We start from the raw sequence: 21823 nt of genomic DNA on the forward strand, positions 1-21823 counted from the left end.
CGACCGGTCGGACTGTTTACAGCGGCTCGACCACGATTGACCGGATTTCCCCGCGGATCGTCGGCTGGCCTCTCCATGCGCGGATATTAAGGCCCAGCACATAGGTAGAGCATGTACCCTTGGCCACCGGCACTTCGAAGCGGGAAACACCGGCCGAAAAGGCCGCGTCAAAGACCGGTTCGTCAGCCCCCGCGCAGCGAAGTTGCAGCCGGGCATTCTCGCCATCCGTGTCGACCGGCAAATCATGCGCGATCGTGATGCGCACGCCCGATCCGGCTACGTCGAGCACGCGTTCGGCGATCACGCCCCCGCTGCCGCTGCGCACGAAAATGTCCATCGCATCGCCGGACAGGGCGGTTTGGGCGCGAAAGTCCCTCTCGTTCGAAAATGCCCAGTCGAACGGAGGATAGCGGTCTGACCAACCCAATTCGCCCGAGCTCCGCGCGCCGGGCTGATCGGCCGAGAGACGCCGGTATAGCAGCATCGCGTCGCCGTGGTGGCCCGCATCGGACAATCGCGACACCAGCTCGCCATCGAAATCGGGCTGCGCCTCGCGATATTCCAGCTGGAATCGCGCCAGATTGGGAAGCAGTTGTTTCTTGAGCAAAACACCGGCGAGATAGTTTTCATGCCAGTCCGACGTGCCATCGAGAATCCGTGCGAATTCGGGCAGTGTCGATGAGCGGGCAAAGGCCTGATCGAGAACCGGGAAAAGCGCCCCTTGCTGGCCGGGATGCACTCTCAACATCCGGTCGAGCGCGCTTAGCGCTTGCGGATATTGCCCTTGTTCCACGAACCGGTCGAGCGCGAGCCCCTGCAGCAGGAGATCGCGGCGATTGAGCTTGAGCGCGGCGGCCAAAATCCGGTCTCTTTGCTCAAGATCCGCCTCGCCAAAGGCAAAAACCGCATGGGCTTTGGGGGAAAGCGCAAATTTTTCAGCGGCGCTCTTTGCTATCGGTAGCGCTTCGGCGCTTTTGCCCGGCAGATCAGCCGGATCGGTCACGCCGGTCAAAAGACGGTTGCTGGCCATTTGTTCCAGCGCCATCCCGTTGGCCGGCCACAATTGCACGGCAAGATCGGGGTTTTTCCTGAACAGCGCAGCGCTGGCCGTGGGGAAGAAGACCGCAAGCGCGATTATCAGCCCTATGGCAACTGACGCTGCAGCACGAACAGGCTTGGTCGGTGTGTTTGCCATCAGCGTTTACTGATTGGCCGTCCCGTAACCATAGCCATACCCATAGCCATTGCCATATCCGTAGCTGGAATTGCGATCATCAAGCTTGGTCACAATCGCACCGAAGATACGCGCATCGGCGGTTTTGAGCCTGCTCAGCGCATTGCCAATTCCGCGAATATTCTCGCCGTTCGATTCGATGATATAGACCACGCCTTCGACCGCGCGCGACACTTCGAGCGCGTCTGCCAGGCCGAGCACCGGCGCGCTGTCGACGATTACCAGATCATAATCGTCCTGCGCCTTGGCAATCAGCTCTTTCAACCGGTCACTGGCCAGAAGCTCCACCGGATTTGGCGGATGGTGCCCGGCCGGCACCATGGAAAAGCCGTATTCTTCGATCTCGATGGTGACATCGGAAAGCTGCTCTTGCCCGGCAAGTACCGCGCTGAGACCTCTGTCCGCGCCGTGCCGTACGCCGATGAAATCGCTGAGGCCGGAATGCCGCAAATCGGCATCCACCAGCAGCACTTTCTTGCCCAGCTGCACGAAGCTGCGCGCCAAGGCGACCGACGAAATACTCTTACCTTCATTGGGCCGCGTGCTGGTTATCATTATTGAATCCGGCGCGCCGTCGGCCGTGAGGAAGCTCATATTGGTCCGCGCTGTGGCGTAGGCCTCGCTCAATTCGGAACTTCTTTGTTCGAGCTCTTTGACGATGTCATCGGTGCTGACGCGCGGGATCAGGCCGAGCGCCGAAATTCCCAGGCGGCGATTGATATCTGCCGGATCCCTGATGGTCTGGTCGAGCGTTTCGCGCAGGAACACAAGCGTGCCCGACGCAAGCACACCGAACAGGAGGCCCAAAAACAGATTGCGCGTTAGCGAAGGAGAATAGGGCCCGCCGGGCACCGCCGCCTCTTCGATCAGCGTCATGTTGTTCTTGCCCGCGCCGGCTGCTTCGAGCTCTTTGTAGCGCTGCAGCAAGGCATCATAAAGCTGGCTGTTGGTATCAACCTCGCGCTTCAGGATGCCATATTGGATGCCTTGGCCCTGTTGGCCGAGGAAGGTATTTTTCGCCTGGCGCAGCTTGGCCTGAAGCTGTTGTTCCTGCAGCGATGCCTTCCTGAAGGCAGCCCGCAATGCTTCGTTGTCGACACTGTCTTCGCCTGACAACGCCTGCCTCAGCGAAGCAATCTCGGATTTCTTTGCCTTGATCTCGGGATAGCCGGGTCCAAATTTGGACTGCAACTCCGCCAGCTCGGCCTGTTCTTCGGCCAGCCTTGCCCGCAGGCTTGCGGCAGCGGCCTGACCGGCTTCGTTTTTCACCCCGGCATTGAGCGCGCTTTGCGCGGCAATCCGTTCGGTGGTCGCTTCGGCCAAGGCCTGGTTCAATGCGGCAAGCTCTGCACCAACCAGAGACTGGGACGCCGTTTCAGAGCCATTTTCGCCGGTGTTGTTGATGACCACGATTTCATTGGCATTTGCGTAGTTCACCAACTCGCGCTCGGAAATTGACAACCGCTCGCGCAGCTCCTCGATCTGCTCTTCGAGAAAATCTCTTGCTTCGATATTTTGCCCGAAACGCTTCTCGTAATTGGCGTCGAGAAACTCTTCCGCCCACAGATTTGCGAGGCTGCTCGACACTTCTGCCGAGGGGCTGGAGAACGAAATGTCGACCAGATTTGACTGTTCGACCGGAGTGATCGTTACGTTGCCCAGTAGTACCCGCTCAAGGACAGGCTCGGAAACCGTACCGGCCTCATCCAGCCCGAATGCCGTGAGAAATTTCTCGTCGCGCGCCAGATTGCCGGCATCGATAACCCGCCGGGCAAGGAATTTGGAAGCGAGAAGCTGATATTGCGTTTCCAGATATTGCATCTCATCGACGCGGTTCTGGCGCTCCAGCGGAGCGGCATTTGTAATATTCTCGGTCGCTCGCGAAATTTCGATGCGCGATGTCGCGCGGAAATATTCCGTCGCCAGCAAGGTCGCAATCAGACCAAACAGCAGGCCCAGCAAGATCAGGCCAAGAATCCAGAATTTCAGCGACAGCGCCTGAACCCAATAGCGTTCAAGGTTCAGCGGCAGCCCGCCATGCGCGTCCGCTTCGCTTTGGGCCGCGGTGGGCGCGGCGGCGTTCTGAAAAACTGCGGTAGGATCGGTTGTGTTGTTCATGTTCTGCTCTCGATTACCGGATCACGCGTTCGAGCAGAATTGCGGTCGTTGAAACAAGCGGGATGAATTGCAAAATGGTATCCAGACGGCGGCGCGCAGCGGATTCGCCCACGATGACCACATCGTCCGGGTAGATTTCCGGATCGGCATAGTTTCCGCGCTTGATCGCTTCGATATTGAAGACGCCGATATAGCGCTGCTCGTTCACCGTCCGCATCACCAGAACATCATCGGACTTGGCATATTCATCCAGACCGCCAGCATTGTTGATCGCCCGCAACAACGAAGTCGAAGTGGTCGCAGGATAGGTTCCCGGATTTGCAACTTCGCCGCCCAGCGAAACGGTCAGCGCTTGCGCTTGGGTGGGCCGCACATTCACTTGCGGATCGATAACAAATTCGCCGCGCAACCTGTCCGCAATCATCTTGGCGGCTTGGCCGGGCGATTTGCCCGACACGTACAGGTCCCCGACAAGCGGATAGGAAATATAGCCTTCGGAATCGGTCAGAAACGTGCCGCTTAATGGCTCGGAGCCATAGACAGTGATTTCAAGCTGTTCCTGCATCCCGATTGTTCTCGGCGCGGTAGAATCGGGGGCGGGCAGCGTTGTCAGATCAACCAACTCGACCGTTGATGCCAAGCCAACCGGCTTTGCCCCGCCGGCGCATCCAGCAAGCGCCAATGCGGCGATTGCAGCGAATAGAAATGATTTCGAGAAGTGCGTCATTTTGTCTTTCGTTTGGAGGCCCGATCGCATTAACCGCGTTGTTATCGATAAGCAAAGTTGTTTTTGTGGATGCCGGGCGGCACGCTAAGCCCGCCTGTCAGTCTTCGCCAAGTTGCGAAGCGACTTCAGTTCCAGCGCAAAGCAGCCCACCAACCACATGGCCACGGCTTGGAACAACGGCGCGCGCAGGGGATAATCGGCAAGACTTCCGATGGAAATGATCGCGAAGACTGAAACCCAATAGACCAGCCGGAAGCGTTCCTGCCGTGATGCCGCGCCCATTTCACCCATGCTTTTGGCCATCCACAGGAAGAAAGCCCCGAGGATCAATATCGCCGGCAGTCCGCCTTCGATGACCAGTTGAGCCCAGTCGTTATGCGCCATGTTGAGATAGTTCGGCAGCAGCAATTCGGTCGGCTCGTAGATATGATACACTTCTTCAAATGAACCAAAGCCGGCCCCGAACAGGGCGTAGGTTTTCATCATTTCCCAAAGCGTGGGAAGGACCGACCAGCGCATATCTTCCCACGGGCCGCCATCAACCAGCCTGTCGATCGCCGGAATCCGGCCGAATGCAAGGAACAATGCAAAGACCAACAGCGCGAGAACCACTCCGCCAACCGCCATCGATCGGTAAGGCGGCGAAGATCGACCGGGCCCTTGATCGCGCGAGGATTGCGTCTCGCGGTTTTTCAGGAAGAACAACAATCCGCATGCTGCCAGCGCAACTAGCCCGGTAATCAGGCCGGCCCGCGATCCGCTGATCAGGGCGATGGTCAGGATGGCAAGAAAGGCACCGCCAAGACAAAATTTCTGCCACAATTGGAACTTGCGGCGGCGATTATCGACCAGCAAATAGGCGGTGGTTACCAGTGCCAGTGATAGCAGCACCGCGGAGTGATTGCGGTTGGCCAGAAATCCTGTGGGGCTGCCGCGGTTGACATATTCGTAGAAATACAGCGGCGATCCGGCGCCTCCGGTGAGCTGGAAAGCGCCCAGAATGGCGCAGGACAAGCCGACAATCACAACGAAGATCAGCACCGTCGATCGATGCAGTCCCAAAGCAACCGGCAGCGCAAGTGCAACCAGCGGAACGACCAGCGAAGCAAGCGCATTGAGCGTGCGCACCGGGACAAAGGAAATGGGCCTCCAAGTCTCTGCCAGCCCGAGCAAACCGGAAAGTTCAGCGACCGGATCGGTGCCGGGGAGCGATCGCCAAAGCCCCGGCGGCAGCGGAATGATCTGGATTGCCATCCAGCCGCCCAGCAATGCCAGTAGCACCAACGGCACTTTGACCGGCCGCATGCGATCAGCGCTGTAATAATAAATGATCGGGATCAGGAACAACGCCGCCATCGAACGCAAGGCGACCGTTTGGATGGCGTCAGGCCGCGAACTGCCTCCCAAAAAGGCAACTGCCAGCGCAAACAGGGCGACCACTATCCAGCCTTTGCCGAGGCTCGCACTGGTGTCGCCGCGCAGTATCTTCATTTCCCAGCGACCTTATCCAACGAAACAGGCACATCATTGCTAACAGCAGCAATCTGCTCGCGATAGCGCCCGATAACAATTTGGTCTGAATATCCACTGACCATCTTCTCTCTCGCCGTCCGTCCCATAGCCGCCTGTTCGGCGCGGGAAAATGCCAGGAATTCCAACATGGACTGCGCCAGACTCGCGCTCGACTTGGCCTCGCACAGCAACCCCGTTTTCGCGTCTTCCACCACCGACCGGCATCCGGGTACGTCGGTCGCGATTACCGGCCGCGCCATCGCCGAAGCTTCGATCAAAGTGCGCGGTGCGCCTTCGCGGTAGGATGGCAGCACCACGCAATGCGCAGCCGCTATGTTGGGGCGAATATCATTGGTCGTGCCTAGATATTCGATCACATTTTCTGCAACCCACCCGTCCAGCGTTTCGCGGTCAATGGCAGAGCGATTATGCGGGTCTATCGCCCCCAAAAGCTGGAACCGCGCCCCCGGCACCGCCTGTTTGACGCTTCGCGCCGCGTCGACAAATTCGACCACGCCCTTATCGCGCAGCAAGCGGGCAACCATCAGGAATGTGGTTTCCGGCGTTTCTTCCGGGAAAGGCGCCGCGGCAAAATGGTCCAGATCGATTCCCGAACCGGGCAGCGCTTTGGCCTGATACGGGCGCACCAGCTTGCGCTGCGTGAACAAAGCGATGTCGTCCTCATTCTGGAAGAATACGACCGGCAATCTCGCAAAAGCGAAGCGATACAGCGCTTTGGCCAGCATACGCATCGGTCCACCGGACAAGAACGCCGTGCCCAGCCCTGTCACATTCGGAATAAACGCGTGCTGCATCCCGCGCGAGGCGAAGGCGCCGAACAGATTGTTCTTGATGGTGAAGCTTAGAACAATATCGGGATTTAGCCGTTTGAATATCCTCCGCAAACGCAGGCATAGCGCGATATCTTCAACCGGGTTCAATCCCTTGCGGCTCATTTCGAGCGGTTCGAAATCGCACCCCAAACCGCGTAGTTTTTCGACTGTGTCATCGGGCGGCGCGAGAATGGTGACCGCGTGCCCGTCCTCGATCAGCGCTTCGAGCAGCGACTTGCGAAAGTTCCAGATGTTCCAGGCAACATTGACGGTGAGAATGATCCGCATCTGCTATCGCCAGAATTGAGTGGGTTGGATCACGCGGCGCTCATTTTGACAGCGACTGCAGATAGGCTCCGTAGTCATTTTTCTTAAATTTTTCAGAGCGCTGCTGCAAATCGGATTCGCTGATCCACCCGGCTTCATAGGCAATCTCGTCGGGCGAACCGACTTGCAGGCCTTGCCTTTCGGTCAAAGTCCGCACAAAATTCCCGGCCTCCAGCAAAGAAGCGTGTGTGCCCGTGTCGAGCCACGCAAAACCGCGGCCCATGGTTTCCACGCTCAGCGAACCTTCCGCCCGGTAGAATTCGAGCAAATCGGTGATTTCCAGCTCCCCCCTTGGCGAAGGCTTCACTTGCGCGGCGAATTCGGGTGCGCGGTGATCGAGGAAGTAAAGCCCAGTAACCGCATAGTTCGAAGGCGCAACTTCCGGCTTTTCAACCAAGGAACGAACCGTCCCGTCGGCATCGAAATCGACGACACCATAGCGTTCCGGATCGGCCACGTGATAGCCGAACACCGTGCCGCCTTCGCTTTTCGCGCCTGCGTCTCCCAGCAGGCCCGGAAGTCCGTGGCCAAAGAATATGTTGTCGCCCAAAATCATGGTCGAAGGCGACCCGTTGAGAAAATCGCGCGCGAGAATATAGGCCTGCGCCAGACCATCGGGTGAAGGCTGGGTGATATAGGTCAGCGACAGCCCCCATTGCGACCCGTCGCCCAAAGCACGGATGAACTGCTTCTGGTCTTCGGGTGTCGTGATAATCGCGATTTCGCGAATGCCGCTGAGCATCAAAGTGCTGAGCGGATAGTAGATCATCGGCTTGTCGTAGATTGGCAGCAATTGCTTGGACACCGACATCGTGATCGGCCACAGGCGCGTGCCCGACCCGCCGGCCAGAATGATCCCTTTGCGTTGCGCTTGCTGGTTTTGCATGCCGTTACCCTGTGACATTGCCTAGTTCCTCAATAATCAGTTTTAGATGCGCGCGCCAATCGGGCTGCGCGATACCAAATTTGCGTTGCAGGTCAGAACAGTCGAGCCGCGAATTGCCCGGGCGCTTTGCCGGTGTCGGATATTCCGCCGTGGTGATGTCATTCACCGCGCAGGCCGATCCCGCTTCATCCATGATCGCGCGAGCAAAATCTGCCCAGCTGACCGAAGGCGATCCGGAAAAATGGAATACCCCGCCTGCATGCCCCTGAACCATTGCGGCGGCCATTGTGCCCAGCGCGTCGGCAATCGCGGCAGCGGGCGTCGGGCCGCCAAACTGGTCCGCAACCACATTCAGCTCACTGCGATCGGCGCCCAAACGCAGCATAGTTTTGACAAAATTGCTGCCATGCGCCGAGAAAACCCAGCTGGTCCGCAGAATGGCGCTGCGCCCGCCCGCGGCAAGAACCGATTGTTCCCCCGCCAGCTTGGTTTTGCCGTATACGCCCAGCGGAACAGTCGCGTCGCCAGGCTTGAAAGGCGTGTCGCCGGTCCCATCGAACACATAATCGGTGGAGATATGCAGGAAAGGAATGTTTTTGAGTGCCGCCGCCTTTGCCATGGCCGCCGGGGCAGCGGCATTGACCAAATGCGCCGTCGCCTCGTCAGATTCGGCATTGTCGACCGCGGTGTAAGCGGCCGCGTTGATGACCACATCGGCATAGCTGGCAGCAATCACCGCGGCGCAGGCATCCGGATCGGTCAGATCAGCCGCGCCGCGATCGACGAACCGCGCATCATCATTGCCCGCAAACACCCGCGCGAGCTCGCGCGCGACCTGTCCGGTCTTGCCGAAAATCAGCGGTGTCATACTTTGTTGCCCAGCCGTGTCCCGACACCCTGCCGATCCAGCAGCGGACGCCACCAATCTTCATTGGCAAGATACCACCGCACGGTTTTCAGCAACCCTTCCTCGACCGTGACCGAAGGTTTCCAGCCGAGCTCGCCGATGATCCGGCTCGCGTCGATCGCATAGCGCGCGTCGTGGCCCGGGCGATCGGTCACAAACTCGATCAGATCCGCATGCGGCGCGCCAGCCAGCCGCTCCTGGTCAAGGATCGCGCAGATGGCTTTGACCAGCTCCAGATTGGTGCGTTCATTCTCCCCGCCGATATTGTAGCTGCGCCCGGTTTCACCCTTTTGCAGCACCAGCAACAGCGCCTCGGCATGGTCTTCGACATAAAGCCAGTCGCGAACATTATCGCCTTTGCCGTAAATGGGGATCGGCCGGCCATGGATCGCGTTGAGGATCACCACCGGAATCAGCTTCTCAGGAAAATGATACGGCCCGTAATTGTTCGAACAATTGGTCAGCAATACGGGCAGTCCGTAAGTCTCCTGCCATGCGCGCACCAGATGGTCCGACGATGCTTTCGACGCCGAATAGGGGCTGCGCGGGTCATAGGGTGTTTCTTCGGTGAACTGGCCGGTCGCCCCCAGGCTGCCATAGACTTCGTCGGTGGAAATATGATGGAATCGGAAGCCGTCGGGCTTGCCCGATTGAAGCCAGAATGCCCGCGCCGCTTCGAGCAAATGAAACGTGCCGAGAATATTGGTTTCGATAAAGTCGGCCGGGCCGTCGATTGAACGATCGACATGGCTTTCGGCGGCCAGATGCATGACCGAATCGGGCCGGTATTCGCTGAAAATTGCGTCGAGCGCCTCGCGATCGCGGATATCGGCTTTGACGAAATGGTGGCGCGGATGTTCTTTCGCCTCAGCCAGGCTTTCGAGATTGGCGGCATAGGTCATCGCATCGACATTCACCACTTCGTGGCCTTGCGAAATCGCCAGCCGAACAACCGCTGATCCGATGAAACCGGCGCCGCCGGTTACGAGAAGTTTCATTGCTTTTGATCCCATTCGAATGGCGATTTGACGTCCCCCGAAAGCGGCGCAGCGGTGTCTTTTCCTGACAGGACCGGTTCGCCCGAGCCGGGCCAATCAATCGCAATTGCCGGATCATCCCAGCGCACCGCCGCATCGCAATCCGGAGCGTAGAAATCGCTGCATTTATACTGGACTTCGCAGTCAGGAACCAAAGTCTGGAATCCATGAAGAAAGCCGCGCGGTACCAGCAGCTGATGCCCGTTCTCCGCCGTCAGCTCGCGCGCGATCCAATGCAGGAATGTGGGCGACCCTTTGCGAAAATCGACCGCGACATCATAAATCGCGCCGCGGGTGCAGCGGACCAGCTTGTCCTGCGCATGCGGCGGCGTCTGGTAATGCAGCCCCCGCAAAGTGCCCGCATCCGCCGAATAGCTGTGATTATCCTGCACCCAATCGGTCTCTATCCCGAGACCGGCCATCACCTGCGCATTCCAGCTTTCGCTGAACCAGCCGCGATCATCACCAAACCGCTTCGGCTCCAGCAGCAACACGCCAGACAATTCTGTCTCAAATACTTGCATAAGATGCTTTGGTCTCGCTGTTTGAGTAGGGATCAGCGGGCAAGAATTGCCGCTTGGATACGATCCACGCTAACTCTGAATTTTCCGCCATTGCGGCAATAGTTTTCGACGGCCGAGGCAATTAACAACATCGCCGCGGATTGCAATGCAAGCAGGCCCCGGCATGTCACTGCGAAAATCCTTTTTGGAAAGCCCAACTTTCTCTCGGCGGCGCCCGATCGCGGCTGGACGCCTCGCGCCGCCAGCGGTACATGATCCAGCCCGGCAACATCCAGAATGATCAATCAATCTAGTGGCTCCCTCCCGCAACAAGAAAACAGTGGCCTTCGTTCTTCCGTCGATGCGCGGTGGAGGCGTCGAGCGCGTACGATTGACGCTGATCCGCGGATTTTTAGACCGGGGATACGAAGTTGACCTGATTCTGACAGAGGCGGGAGGCGAATTTCTTGAGCTAGTTCCCGATGGAGTTCATCTGGAGGAGTTTGACTGCCCAAGGATCAGGCATGCGATCCCCCGACTGAGGGAATATGTGAAACGCCGGCAACCGGACGCGATGATTGTCGCCCTATGGCCACTGACCGCCGCAACAGTGTTGGCGTGCACCGGGCTTCGCGAGCGGCCAAGGCTGGTGTTATCAGACCACAACAATCTGCATTCCCAATATTCGGCAGGCAAACCGGTATGGATGAGCTTGCGTGCTACCTTGCGGATGGCTTACCCGAAGGCAGACGCTCTGGTGGCAGTTTCACAAGGCATCGCACAGGATATCGCGGGTTGGGCGGGCTTGCCGGCTAACCGAGTCACAACAATTTACAACCCAACGCCAGAGCCCGTGCGTTCTGAGTGGCCAAAAGACGAGACGGATCGGTTGTGGCGTGGCCACACTGGCCCCCGGATCATTACTACCGGGCGGTTGAAAAAGCAGAAGAACCACGAATTGTTGCTGCGCGCATTTGCGAAGATCCAGAATGACAACAATGCTGTTCTTGCGATTTTAGGCGAAGGCGAGCTGGAGGATAAGCTACGCGAAACCGTGGTCCGGCTGGGGCTCGAGGAAAGCGTGATTATGCCCGGCTTCGTCGTCGATCCCGGCCCATGGTATGCATCGGCGGATTTGTTCGTCTTGTCCTCTGACTATGAAGGCTTCGGCAATGTGCTGGTCGAAGCTCTCCATTTCGGACTGCCCATTGTATCAACCGATTGCAAAAGTGGCCCCAGCGAAATCTTGGCAGGCGGCAAGTTTGGCACATTGTCGGCAACCGGTGATATCGAGGCGTTGGCCGAGGCGATGGAGACAGCGCTTGTTGGCGAACATGACAGTACGGCGCTGAAAGCCCGCGCACAGATGTTCTCCGCGGATGCTGCAATTGACGCATATGAGCGTTTGGCATTCCCGGAAGTCGCATGAGTAGCCAGCAATCAACTCTCCGCGCTCTGGCAAAGGCCGGCATGTCACTTGGTGTGCTGCGAATTGCATCTATGGCTTTGACTTTGCTGGTCGGCATATTGCTGGCCCGCCAGCTGGGCGCTGCCGATTACGGTATTTATGCCCTGGCAATGGCGGTGGTTACTTTTACAGGCGTTCTGACCGAATTTGGCCTGCCGCTGTTGGCAATGCGCGAATTTGCAAGCGCGGATGCGAAGCAGAACTGGGGCGAAGTGCGCGGCCTAGTAAAGTGGGCTGACCGTTTCATCTTGACCATTTCTGCGATCATCGTTGGCGGATTCTTGGCCGCCGCGCTCATTTGGGATTTTGCCAAGCAATCTGTTTTTCTTGCGACAATGATGTGGGCAATTGTCCTTGTACCGATAGTGGCTATCGCCAAATTTCGCGGGCTGGCATTGCTCTCGCTCGGCCATACTTTCGCCGGACAGTTCGCGGTGCTTGTATTGCGCCCCGGGCTCTTCGTTGTCGCATTGGCCGTGCTCTGGGTGTCGGGCAGCACACTCGGCCCGGCCGAAGCGATGGCGTGGCAATTCGGGGCCGCATTTGCAGCGCTGCTTTGCGTGCTTGGTCTATATTTGCGCTATCGCCCCGCCGCGATGCTCGCAGCCAAGCCAGTAAACCGTTGGCGAGAATGGATTTCCGCAACAATTCCGATGGGCATGACCGAGGGGTTGCGGCTGCTACAGGCGCAGCTAGCAATTGTTTTGCTAGGGGTAATGATGACCAGTGCTGATGCGGGTCTATTCCGCGTCGCGGACGCCAGCGCGATGGTCGGGCTGGTCTTCATTTCGATTGTCAATGTGGTCTGCGCCCCGCACCTCGCTCGTCTTTTTGCCGAGCAAAATCTTGCCGAATTGCAGCGTCTTTTGGGAGTGGTGGCTTTTGCCATGACGTTTGTCGTCGGTGTGGTTACCGTGATTGTCACTCCCTTCGCTGGTCCGCTGATGTCACTGGTTTTCGGGTCCGAGTTTGCCGCTTCAGCCTCGCCGCTGGTGATCCTGCTGGTAGGCAACACAATTGCATGCCTCTTTGGTCCGGTCTCCACGCTTTGCAATATGACCGGTCTTGAGAAACACGTGACTGTCGGCAGCGCACTTGCCGTTGTCGCGCAGCTTGCATCGGCGTTGGTCCTGATTCCCCTTATGGGTTTAGATGGCGCAGCTATTTCGGTGGTTATCGGGATGCTGCTTTGGAGATTGTTTTTGACAGTCAAGGTACGCCAGATTATCGGCATCGACCCGGGCATTCTGGCTACCGATTTTCGATATCTCGCCGATGCACTCGCCCAATATGCCACTTCTCTGCGCTCAAAGAATGCCGGGACAAAGAACGGGAATCCGTAAGTGACCCAAGCGTCCAACTTCCGACAAAAGCTGGCGTCTCGCACGCCATCGCCGCTTCGCAAATCTGTGCGCATGGGAGAACATTACCTACGGCGGCATGTTGAATGGCTTAATGTGCTTCGCGAAATGCGTGGCGCAACTGTAAGAGACTCAGCCTTGCTCTTTGCTTCGGCCATCGCCGCTCCGTTCACATCATTGCGCAGAATGGACGGATTTGAACCGCCGCATCTTTTGGGAGATCTTTCTGCCAAAATCAGAGGGGTCGGCCAATTTGCCTTGCGTGCGGGCACCGACGATATCATCCATGTACTAAGCGCGCGCGAACGCGCTGTGCGCAATGTTCTGGAGCAGCGCTTGCGGCCCGGGGATGTGTTTGTCGATGCGGGGGCCAATATCGGCTTTTTCTCTGTCATTGCCAGCAATCTGGTTGGCGAAAGCGGGCAAGTGATCGCTTTTGAAATGATGCCGGAAACAGCGGCCAGATTGCGCCACCATTTTGCGATCAACGATCTGCCTTCGGCCAAGATTTTCGAACGCGCGCTGTTCGACAAGGATGGCGAGACCATAACCGCCACCAGCAGCGCGCAAAAATTCGGTCAGGCCAGCGTCTCGCCGGAATTCCAGGCCGAACCAGGCCGGACCATCCGGCACGACGTACCCACAGTGCGGCTTGATACTGCGCTGGCCGATATTGGTGATATCGCGCTAATGAAAATGGACCTAGAGGGCGCAGAGCTTGGTGCCCTGTTGGGTGCAAAGGATGTCCTCGCCCGATGCGCAGCGGTCATTTTCGAGAACAATTCGAAGGATGAACGCGTTGTCGGCCTGCTCAGATCAGCCGGATTTTCGATCCGGCATCTCGGCGGCCGGGAGCATCTTGCCTACCGATCAGAAGAATGACGAAACCTGTATGAACACGCTTATCGAAAAAGTTAAAACGGCCCTGTGGTTTGCCCGGCGACCGTCCTTCTGGGCGCATATGGTTGCGCTGACGCGGCGCCAGTTTGATGGCTCTGCCGTGCATGAAACCAAAGCGCCAGAGGCTAAGGCGTGGGCTAGCGAACGCGCCGTGCCGATTGCCGATGCGCTGCGCGCTGTCGGGGCCCTTGGCGCAGAGGATAGCTTGCCCGCAAAGCTGCCTGCAAAGCTGATCTCCGATGGTGAAGCGCGTGCGGCAAAGGCGGCGGTAACGATGGGCGGGCCGGGCGATCTCGATCTGATCTATCAGGCGATACTCGCCACCGGGGCACAGCGGATGGTGGAAACCGGCGTTGCCTATGGCTGGAGCAGCATGGCCGCATTGGCGGCATTGGAACAGACCGGCGGCAAGCTGGTGAGCGTCGACATGCCCTATCCCAAGGCGGGCAATGAAGCCGATGTCGGGATTGTCGTTCCCGACGAATGGCGGGGGCGCTGGATGCTGATCCGCGAGCCCGACCGCAACGGCATCCGCAAGGCCTTGGCGCAATTCGGCGGCGAAATCGATCTGGCGCATTTCGACAGCGACAAAAGCTATGTCGGGCGGATGTTTGCATTCCCTCTGCTGTGGCGCGCGCTTCGATCGGGCGGCATGTTCATTTCCGACGACATTCAGGACAATTTCGGCTTCCGCGACTTTTGCGCGCAAATAGGCGTCGATTTTGCGATCACCGAAAGCGACGGGAAATTTGTCGGCATTTGCCGCAAGCCATAAGCGTCGGATAGAGGCGACACTCGGTCTAGGGAACGGGGCGGTACGGATATGGCGAGCATTCTCTACATTTCCTATGACGGAATGGCAGAGCCGCTCGGCCAGAGCCAGGTCGTTTCCTATCTGGAGAATTTGTCCGGCGAACATGCGATCCATGTGGTGTCGTTCGAAAAACCGGCCGACCTTGCCGATGACGCCAAGATGCGCCGGACGCGGGCGCGGATGGAAGCGGCGCATATCGGGTGGACTCCGCTGCGATACCATTCGCGCCCCAGCGCACCGGCCACGCTCTATGATATTGCGGCAGGGACAGCGCGCTGCATCGCGCTATGCATGCGGATCAAGCCCGACATTGTCCACGCGCGATCCTATATTTCGGGAATGATCGCGATCGCATTGAAACGCGTGTTCGGTGCAAAATTCCTGTTCGATATTCGCGGCTTCTGGGCCGATGAGCGGGTCGATGGCGGGCTGTGGGACGCCGAAGGCCGCGTGTACAAAACGGTCAAGGCACTGGAAAAACGCCTGTTCCGCGCCGCCGATCACATAGTCACGCTGACCGATGCTTCGGTTCCGATCATCGAGAAGATGGATTTTGCCGGGGCCGCTCCGCCGCCCATTACGGTGATCCCCACCTGCGCCGATTTGCAGCGTTTCGATTTGCCGGCCACCCGGCCAGCGGACCCGTTCATTTTCGGATATGTCGGCAGCTTCGGAACGTGGTATCTGATGGACGAGACCATGGCCTTGTTCCGCGCGGTTTGCGCGCTCGAACCCGATGCCCGGATGCTGATCGTCAATCGCCACGAACATGCGCAGATCCGCGCCGCCGCGCAGGCTGCGGGGATTGATCAGGACCGGATCGAGATAAGCGCAAGCGACCACGCATCGGTTCCAAACTATATCCACCGGATGCACGCCGCATCGGCGCTGATCAAACCGTGCTATTCGAAGCTTTCCAGCGCGCCGACCAAACTTGCCGAATATCTGGGGTGCGGGGTTCCCTGCGTGGGCAATACCGGTGTGGGCGATATGGAGAGCATTCTCGAGGGCCGCGATATCGGTGTGGCCCTGCGATCTTTCGACGATGCCGCGCTGGCGGAAGGCGCCAAGCGGATCGTGACCATGGCGCGCGATCCCGCAACCAGCGAACGGTGCCGGGAAGCCGCGACAGCGCTTTTCTCATTAAGCGGTGGCGTTGAGGCCTATCGCACAATATACGGCGCGCTCGCCAGCGGCGACAGACTGGCTGGACACAGCTGAAGCATCACCCCTATCGAGCAGAGCGATGAGCGAAACCAATATCGATCAAACCACGGTGGATTCCTTTGGCGAAGAATGGTCCCATTTTGACCAGTCAGAGCTGATCGGTGACGAGTGGGAAGAGATTTTCGACACCTATTTCGGGATTTTCCCCTTTGCCGCATTGCCAGACGGGGCAACCGGTTTCGATATGGGGTGCGGTTCGGGCAGGTGGGCGCGCGGCGTTGCCCCCAAAGTCGGCACACTCAATTGCATCGATCCTGCAGGCAGCGCGCTGGCTGTCGCGAAGAAAAATCTGGCCGGGATCGACAACGTAAAATTCCACCACGCCGGTGTCGACAACGCGCCTCTTGCGCCTGCAAGCCAGGATTTCGGATATTCGCTGGGCGTGCTGCATCACATCCCGCAGACCGAAGAGGCGCTCCAATCCTGCACGCGATTGCTCAAGCCCGGCGCGCCGTTCCTGCTCTATCTCTATTACAGGTTTGACAATCGCCCGGGCTGGTTCCGCGCCCTTTGGAAGGCGTCAGAACTGTTTCGCAGCGGCGTCAGCAGCCTGCCCGACCGGATCAAACCGGTGGTCACCGACATTCTTGCCGCCACCTTGTATTGGCCGTTGGCGCGCGGTTCACGCCTGATCGAGAAACTGGGCGGCAATCCGGCACCGATCCCGCTGTCATTCTACCGCGACAAGAGCTTCTACACGATGCGCACCGACAGCCGCGACCGTTTCGGGACGCCGCTGGAGCAGCGTTTTACCCGCAGCGAAATCGAAGCGATGATGAAAGGCGCAGGGCTGGACAATATCGCATTTTCGGACCGTGAACCGTTCTGGGTTGCGGTGGGGTGCAAGACCGCCACAGAGACGGCGGCCACCGCATCGTGACACGCAAACGCATGTTGGTGCTGTGCCCTTTCCCCGAGGGCGTGGCGGCGGGACAACGCCTGAAATACGAACAGTATTTTGACCGTTGGCGCGCCGATGGTTGGGACATCGACATCTCCAATTTCATGGACGATGCGATGTGGGAAGTTGTCTACAAATCGGGCTTTTACGCGCGCAAGGTCAAAGGCGCGCTCAAAGGCCATGCGCGCCGCTTGCGCGATCTCGGGCGGGTGGCCGATTATGATCTGGTCTATGTTTTCATGTATGTCACACCCTTCCTGACATCGGGCATGGAGCGGACCGTGCGCAAATTGGCGAAGCGGCTTGTCTATGATGTCGAGGACAATATTCTGGTCGAGCAGAACCTGCCCAAGGAATTGCATCCCAATTTCATAACCCGCGCATTCAAGGGGCCGGGGAAAGCGAAATATCTGATCCGCGAAGCCGATCATGTGATCAGCTCTTCACCCTTTCTCAATGACTTCTGCCTTGAAATGAACAAACGCAAGGCCTGCACCTATATCTCGTCATCGGTCGACACAGACCGGTTCCAGCCGGCAACGCCTTATACAAATGACAAGCCGGTGGTGATCGGGTGGACAGGCACATTCTCGTCCAAAATCTTTCTCGACCAGCTGCGTCCGGTGTTCAAACGCCTTGCCGAGCGTGTCGACTTCAAACTCAAAGTGATCGGGAATTTCGACTATGAATTGCCCGGGGTAAATCTCGATGTGGCCCAGTGGAGCGCCGCGCGCGAAGTCGAGGATCTGCAGGAATTCGACATCGGCGTCTATCCGCTTCCGATAGACGATTGGGTTCTGGGCAAGAGCGGTCTAAAGGCCATTCAATATATGGCTTTTGCGCTGCCTTGCGTGGCGACGAATGTCGGCACAACACCGATGCTGATCGAGGATGGCTTCAACGGGCGGCTGGTCCGCAGCGAAGATGATTGGGTCAATGCGCTGGAGGAACTCGTGCGCAATCCCGAACTGCGCCGCAAGCTGGGCGAACAGGCGCGCAAGGATGCCGTGGCCAATTATTCGCTCGACGCGATCGCGAAACAATATGATGGGGTTTTACAAGACGTGATGGAGATTTCCGTATGATTACCGGCAAGCGTATCTACATGGCCGGATCCGGCGGCATGCTGGGCGAGGCCTTTCACAAGGTCTATGGTGCCGACAACGAGCTCCGTTGCACCGACAAGGACGTCAACGCCGATTGGCTGTCCTTTCTCGATTTCCGCGATGCCGACGCCTATGTGAAAGATGTCGAGGATTTCCGTCCAGATTATCTGTTCCACCTGGGGGCGCATACCAGCCTGGAATATTGCGAAGAGAATGTCGACGACGCCTACGCCACCAATACGATCCCGGTGGAAACCGCATCGCATCTGGCCAACCGTCTGGGAATCCCGCTGCTCTATATCTCCACTGCGGGGATTTTTGACGGCGCGCAGGATACCTATGATGACTGGGATGATCCCAAGCCACTGGGCCATTATGCCCGATCGAAATTTATGGGCGAGCGTTTCGTATCGCAGAATGTCCGCCAGCACCTGGTCTGCCGCGCGGGGTGGATGATGGGCGCCGGTCCGGAAAAGGACAAGAAGTTCATCCAGAAACTGATGGCGCAGCTCAAAGCCGGCAAGGACGAATTGTTCGTGGTCGATGACAAGCTCGGCACTCCCACTTACACGCATGATTTCGCCCGCAATGTCTCGCTGCTGCTGGAACGCGAATATTGGGGCGTTTACAACATGGTGTGCGGCGGGATTACCGGCCGCCTCGAAGTCGCCGAAGAATTGGTCAAGCTGGCGGGTGTTGCGGACCGGGTTAAAGTCACTCCGGTCAGTTCGGATTACTTCGCCAAGGAATATTTCGCAGCGCGCCCCCCGTCAGAGCGGCTGATTACCAAGAAGCTTGATCTGCGCGATTGCAACATCATGCGTGACTGGCGCGTATGCCTCGAAGAATATCTCGCGGATTATTACGAGGGCTATCTGGGCTAAACCGTTGGCAGGTGACCGAAACCTTGGTGCGCCATGTGCGGAATAGCCGGCTTTTGGACCCGATCCGGTTCTGCCGGCGGGGTTCAGCTGGATGCCGAGCTCCGCGGGGAAACATTGGCGCGGATGGCATCCGCCATCCGTCACCGCGGCCCTGACGAAGATGGGTTCTGGCAAGACGCCGATATCGGGATCGGTCTTGCCCACCGGCGCCTGTCCATTCTTGACCTGTCAGAGGCCGGATCGCAGCCGATGCATTCGCCCAGCGATCGCTATGTGATCGTCTATAATGGCGAGATTTATAACCATCTGGATCTGCGCAAGCGGCTTGAAAGCGAGGGGGCTGCCCAAGGCTGGAAAGGGCATAGCGATACCGAGACGCTGCTGGCCTGTATCGACGCATGGGGTCTTGAAGCGACGCTGAAAGCGGCAAGCGGCATGTTTGCTCTCGCGCTGTGGGACAAGCAGGAAGGGACCCTTTCGCTTGCGCGCGATCGTTTGGGTGAGAAACCGCTTTTCTACGGGACCAGCGGCGGTGCCATCGTCTTTGCGTCAGAACTGAAATCCATCTGCGCGTTTCCGCAGTTCGAGCATTCGATCGACCAGAGCGCGGCCGCGTTGTTCTTGCGCTACTCCTACGTGCCGGCGCCCTTGTCGATTTTCAGGAATATTGCGAAACTGATGCCCGGCCAGATCGCCACTTTCGGCCCGGGGTCACTCGCACCTGAATTGATGTCCTATTGGACGCTCGCCGAAACCATCTCGTCGACCGCGCCCGCTAGAAATCAGAAAACCTCTTTGGCCGAGGCGGCCGATGCCGTCGAAGCAACGCTGACAGAAGTAGTCGCCTCGCAGCTGATAAGCGATGTCCCGATAGGTGCCTTCCTGTCGGGCGGAATTGATTCCTCGCTCATCACCGCGCTGATGCAGAAAGTCAGCGACAAACCGGTCAAGACATTCTCGATCGGCTTTGAAGACGAACGCTTTGACGAAGCGCGTCATGCCGCAGAGGTTGCCGCGCATCTAGGCACAGAGCATCGCGAGATGATCCTGACAGAGCGCGACATTCTGGATCTCGCCCCGTCTATTACCAGCATTTATGACGAACCCTTTGCCGATTCATCGCTTTTGCCGACCACCTTGCTCAGCCGGATGGCGCGGGAGCATGTCACGGTATCGCTGTCCGGCGACGGCGGTGACGAAATGTTCGCGGGCTACAACCGGCATATTCACGGCCCGAAATTGTGGTCGAAGCTGGAACGGACACCCGGGTTTGCGCGCAAGCTGATCGGCAAATCGGCATCGTTCGCAGAAAGAGCGGTCACCCGCTCACCAAAATTGACCGCGCGCGTGACCGGCGCATTGAAATTGCCCGTTACGGTCCCTGACAAACTCGCCCGGTTTGGCGATGCATTTGCCTCGTCAGACAGTCCCATTGCAATGTACGAGCTGCTGCTGGCCACCGGCGCCCGGCTCGAAAACGCACCGATCCAAGGATTGATCGAACGGTTGTCCAATGCGGTGGGCAAACAGGAGCTGAGCCTTGCCGAGCGGTTTATGGCATGGGACAGCCTTTCCTATTTGCCTGATGACATTCTGGTAAAGGTTGACCGCGCAGCGATGGCCAGCTCTCTCGAAACCAGAGCGCCATTTCTGGACAGCCGCACAATCGAAGCGGCCTGGTCGACCAATCTCGAACACAAGCTTGGGGTGCACGGAGGCAAGACCGTGCTGCGCGAAATCCTCTATCGCCATTGCCCCAAAGCGATCATTGACCGGCCCAAACAGGGCTTCGCGATACCGCTCAACGACTGGCTTCGTCATGAGCTGCGCGATTGGGGGCAGGCCGCGATCGATGCCTATGCCAATCATGCAGAGCTGCGCCCCTTTGCCGCAACAATCGAGAGCGCATGGGCCGACCATCAGGCATCGAAGCGGCAACACGGAACCTTGTTGTTCAATGCAATCGTCCTGTCAGACTGGCTTAGCGCCACGAAGCGTGCTGTAGGAAGCGCCTGATGATTGTTTATTGGTTGATGTTTGCGATTCCGGCGCTTCTGGCGGTTATTCTTTACCAGTCAGACAGACGCTTTGTGCTCGCCGCAACCATGCTGGTTCTGGCAGGTTTCTTTTTCATAATGGCCTTCCGCGAGAATGGCGGAGACTATTACACCTACAATCTGTTTTACGAGGTGTTCGACGGAAGCCCGTTCGGCGAAGTTACCGACAAGACCGACTTTCTCTACGGGGCCACCAATTGGATCGCGATGCAGTTCGATTGGGGGCTTTACGGCGTCAACGCGATTTGCGCGGTGATATTCCTGGTGTCGTTCTACATGTTTGTGCGGCACGAACCTTACCCGCTGCTTTCGCTGGCCATCGCTGCGTCCTATTTCATCATCGTTGTTGCGATTGGATACACAAGGCAAGGGGTCGCCGCGGGGCTGCTTTTGTGGGGAACGGTGTTCCTGAGGCAGAAGAAGCCGTGGAAATATCTTGCCCTCCAACTGCTCGCAATCGGCTTCCACACATCGGCGGCATTTGCGCTCATATTTATCTATTTCGCTCTCAACATTCGCAATGTGCAGCTGAAGCGGGTGGTCTTTGCAGGACTGTTGGTATTTGGCGTTACCTCGGTCCTCGTCCTTCAGGCAGATGTCTTCCAGCGTTACATGGTCGGCTATGTCAGTGACCTTGACTATTACAGTTCCGATGGCGCTGCAGCCCGGCTGGCGCTTAGCTGGGTTGCCGCCGCGACCTTCTTCATCGTTTACAAATTCTGGCCTCAATCGGACCGGAAAATCTGGACCGCCTATGCTCTGCTTTCGCTTTTGCTGATCCCGATTCTGGCGATCAACTCGACCATCGCAGACCGGCTCGGCCTATATGTGATTGCCTTGCAGATCGCCGTTTTCGGCCGGTTGCCGATGTTCGGCCACACGCAGGTCACGCGAACATTCATCCTGCTGGGCACCATTGCGGTTTATGCGGCAGCGCTGGGCGTCTGGTTGGAATTGGGGAATTTCGCCAAGGTCTTGTGGCTACCCTATCAAAATTATCTGTTCGGGGTCATTCCATGAC

Annotated in this window: 20 protein-coding genes; 10 read left to right on the plus strand and 10 right to left on the minus strand. The window is 58.0% G+C overall.

Features of this window, described 5'->3' with window-relative positions:
• Positions 1-16: 16 nt before the first annotated feature.
• From GRI41_RS10925 to GRI41_RS10970, 10 genes are all read right to left on the minus strand, one after another.
• Positions 17-1195 (minus strand): tetratricopeptide repeat protein, encoded by a 1179-nt coding sequence (locus GRI41_RS10925; protein ID WP_160605029.1) that lies wholly within the window; start codon positions 1193-1195, stop codon positions 17-19.
• 6 nt (positions 1196-1201) lie between these two features.
• On the minus strand, positions 1202-3352 hold the full coding sequence (locus GRI41_RS10930; protein ID WP_160605030.1) for a GumC family protein: 2151 nt from the start codon (positions 3350-3352) through the stop codon (positions 1202-1204).
• Between the two features lie 13 nt (positions 3353-3365).
• Entirely contained in the window at positions 3366-4079 is a 714-nt protein-coding gene (locus GRI41_RS10935) for a polysaccharide biosynthesis/export family protein (RefSeq protein ID WP_160605031.1), read from the minus strand.
• An 84-nt stretch (positions 4080-4163) separates the two neighbouring features.
• Complete coding sequence (locus GRI41_RS10940; RefSeq protein ID WP_160605032.1) at positions 4164-5570, minus strand: O-antigen ligase family protein; 1407 nt, start codon at positions 5568-5570, stop codon at positions 4164-4166.
• Positions 5567-6712 carry a glycosyltransferase family 4 protein gene (locus GRI41_RS10945; RefSeq protein ID WP_160605033.1) on the minus strand — a complete coding sequence of 382 codons (1146 nt, stop codon included), beginning with the start codon at positions 6710-6712 and terminating at the stop codon, positions 5567-5569. The genes GRI41_RS10940 and GRI41_RS10945 overlap by 4 nt, the downstream gene beginning before the upstream one ends.
• Positions 6713-6752: 40 nt before the next feature.
• Positions 6753-7655: a glucose-1-phosphate thymidylyltransferase RfbA gene (gene rfbA, locus GRI41_RS10950; protein WP_235901204.1), complete on the minus strand. Its 903-nt coding sequence runs from the start codon at positions 7653-7655 to the stop codon at positions 6753-6755.
• Entirely contained in the window at positions 7642-8505 is an 864-nt protein-coding gene (rfbD, locus tag GRI41_RS10955) for a dTDP-4-dehydrorhamnose reductase (RefSeq protein WP_160605034.1), read from the minus strand. Before rfbD ends, rfbA begins: the two co-directional genes overlap by 14 nt.
• The gene (rfbB, locus tag GRI41_RS10960) at positions 8502-9542 is read right to left on the minus strand and encodes a dTDP-glucose 4,6-dehydratase (protein ID WP_160605035.1); all 1041 of its coding nucleotides are present in this window, start codon (positions 9540-9542) and stop codon (positions 8502-8504) included. Before rfbB ends, rfbD begins: the two co-directional genes overlap by 4 nt.
• Positions 9539-10105, minus strand: a complete 567-nt coding sequence (rfbC, locus tag GRI41_RS10965; RefSeq protein ID WP_160605036.1) for a dTDP-4-dehydrorhamnose 3,5-epimerase — start codon at positions 10103-10105, stop codon at positions 9539-9541. Before rfbC ends, rfbB begins: the two co-directional genes overlap by 4 nt.
• A gap of 32 nt (positions 10106-10137) precedes the next feature.
• Positions 10138-10389 carry a hypothetical protein gene (locus GRI41_RS10970; protein ID WP_160605037.1) on the minus strand — a complete coding sequence of 84 codons (252 nt, stop codon included), beginning with the start codon at positions 10387-10389 and terminating at the stop codon, positions 10138-10140.
• 56 nt (positions 10390-10445) lie between these two features.
• Here GRI41_RS10970 and GRI41_RS14335 point away from each other — a divergent pair, with 56 nt between their 5' ends.
• From GRI41_RS14335 to GRI41_RS11020, 10 genes are all read left to right on the plus strand, one after another.
• Positions 10446-11513 (plus strand): glycosyltransferase, encoded by a 1068-nt coding sequence (locus GRI41_RS14335; protein ID WP_328600565.1) that lies wholly within the window; start codon positions 10446-10448, stop codon positions 11511-11513.
• A gap of 41 nt (positions 11514-11554) precedes the next feature.
• The gene (locus GRI41_RS10980; RefSeq protein ID WP_268893213.1) at positions 11555-12895 is read left to right on the plus strand and encodes an oligosaccharide flippase family protein; all 1341 of its coding nucleotides are present in this window, start codon (positions 11555-11557) and stop codon (positions 12893-12895) included.
• A 204-nt stretch (positions 12896-13099) separates the two neighbouring features.
• Positions 13100-13795, plus strand: coding sequence for an FkbM family methyltransferase (locus GRI41_RS10985; RefSeq protein ID WP_160605040.1), 696 nt, complete (start codon positions 13100-13102; stop codon positions 13793-13795).
• On the plus strand, positions 13773-14588 hold the full coding sequence (locus GRI41_RS10990; RefSeq protein WP_160605041.1) for a class I SAM-dependent methyltransferase: 816 nt from the start codon (positions 13773-13775) through the stop codon (positions 14586-14588). The genes GRI41_RS10985 and GRI41_RS10990 overlap by 23 nt, the downstream gene beginning before the upstream one ends.
• A gap of 48 nt (positions 14589-14636) precedes the next feature.
• Entirely contained in the window at positions 14637-15848 is a 1212-nt protein-coding gene (locus GRI41_RS10995) for a glycosyltransferase (RefSeq protein WP_160605042.1), read from the plus strand.
• A gap of 25 nt (positions 15849-15873) precedes the next feature.
• Entirely contained in the window at positions 15874-16734 is an 861-nt protein-coding gene (locus GRI41_RS11000) for a class I SAM-dependent methyltransferase (protein WP_160605043.1), read from the plus strand.
• Positions 16731-17840, plus strand: coding sequence for a glycosyltransferase family 4 protein (locus GRI41_RS14480; protein WP_160605044.1), 1110 nt, complete (start codon positions 16731-16733; stop codon positions 17838-17840). The genes GRI41_RS11000 and GRI41_RS14480 overlap by 4 nt, the downstream gene beginning before the upstream one ends.
• Entirely contained in the window at positions 17837-18745 is a 909-nt protein-coding gene (locus tag GRI41_RS11010; protein WP_160605045.1) for an SDR family oxidoreductase, read from the plus strand. Before GRI41_RS14480 ends, GRI41_RS11010 begins: the two co-directional genes overlap by 4 nt.
• Before the next feature lie 33 nt (positions 18746-18778).
• Positions 18779-20761, plus strand: coding sequence for an asparagine synthase (glutamine-hydrolyzing) (gene asnB / locus GRI41_RS11015; RefSeq protein ID WP_160605046.1), 1983 nt, complete (start codon positions 18779-18781; stop codon positions 20759-20761).
• Positions 20761-21822 carry an EpsG family protein gene (locus GRI41_RS11020; protein ID WP_160605047.1) on the plus strand — a complete coding sequence of 354 codons (1062 nt, stop codon included), beginning with the start codon at positions 20761-20763 and terminating at the stop codon, positions 21820-21822. Before asnB ends, GRI41_RS11020 begins: the two co-directional genes overlap by 1 nt.
• The last annotated feature ends 1 nt before the right edge of the window (position 21823 follow it).

This window comes from Pontixanthobacter aquaemixtae, assembly GCF_009827395.1.
Taxonomy (GTDB): domain Bacteria; phylum Pseudomonadota; class Alphaproteobacteria; order Sphingomonadales; family Sphingomonadaceae; genus Pontixanthobacter; species Pontixanthobacter aquaemixtae.

Coding starts and splice junctions, on each gene's coding strand:
- rfbD (WP_160605034.1), bottom strand. CDS start 8,505: ATGACACCGCTGATTTTCGGCAAGACCGGACAGGTCGCGCGCGAGCTC.
- GRI41_RS11020 (WP_160605047.1), top strand. CDS start 20,761: ATGATTGTTTATTGGTTGATGTTTGCGATTCCGGCGCTTCTGGCGGTT.
- GRI41_RS10925 (WP_160605029.1), bottom strand. CDS start 1,195: ATGGCAAACACACCGACCAAGCCTGTTCGTGCTGCAGCGTCAGTTGCC.
- GRI41_RS11010 (WP_160605045.1), top strand. CDS start 17,837: ATGATTACCGGCAAGCGTATCTACATGGCCGGATCCGGCGGCATGCTG.
- GRI41_RS10935 (WP_160605031.1), bottom strand. CDS start 4,079: ATGACGCACTTCTCGAAATCATTTCTATTCGCTGCAATCGCCGCATTG.
- GRI41_RS10980 (WP_268893213.1), top strand. CDS start 11,555: ATGTCACTTGGTGTGCTGCGAATTGCATCTATGGCTTTGACTTTGCTG.
- GRI41_RS10985 (WP_160605040.1), top strand. CDS start 13,100: ATGGACGGATTTGAACCGCCGCATCTTTTGGGAGATCTTTCTGCCAAA.
- GRI41_RS10940 (WP_160605032.1), bottom strand. CDS start 5,570: ATGAAGATACTGCGCGGCGACACCAGTGCGAGCCTCGGCAAAGGCTGG.
- rfbB (WP_160605035.1), bottom strand. CDS start 9,542: ATGAAACTTCTCGTAACCGGCGGCGCCGGTTTCATCGGATCAGCGGTT.
- rfbA (WP_235901204.1), bottom strand. CDS start 7,655: ATGTCACAGGGTAACGGCATGCAAAACCAGCAAGCGCAACGCAAAGGG.
- GRI41_RS10995 (WP_160605042.1), top strand. CDS start 14,637: ATGGCGAGCATTCTCTACATTTCCTATGACGGAATGGCAGAGCCGCTC.
- GRI41_RS11000 (WP_160605043.1), top strand. CDS start 15,874: ATGAGCGAAACCAATATCGATCAAACCACGGTGGATTCCTTTGGCGAA.
- GRI41_RS10945 (WP_160605033.1), bottom strand. CDS start 6,712: ATGCGGATCATTCTCACCGTCAATGTTGCCTGGAACATCTGGAACTTT.
- rfbC (WP_160605036.1), bottom strand. CDS start 10,105: ATGCAAGTATTTGAGACAGAATTGTCTGGCGTGTTGCTGCTGGAGCCG.
- asnB (WP_160605046.1), top strand. CDS start 18,779: ATGTGCGGAATAGCCGGCTTTTGGACCCGATCCGGTTCTGCCGGCGGG.
- GRI41_RS10930 (WP_160605030.1), bottom strand. CDS start 3,352: ATGAACAACACAACCGATCCTACCGCAGTTTTTCAGAACGCCGCCGCG.
- GRI41_RS14335 (WP_328600565.1), top strand. CDS start 10,446: ATGCGCGGTGGAGGCGTCGAGCGCGTACGATTGACGCTGATCCGCGGA.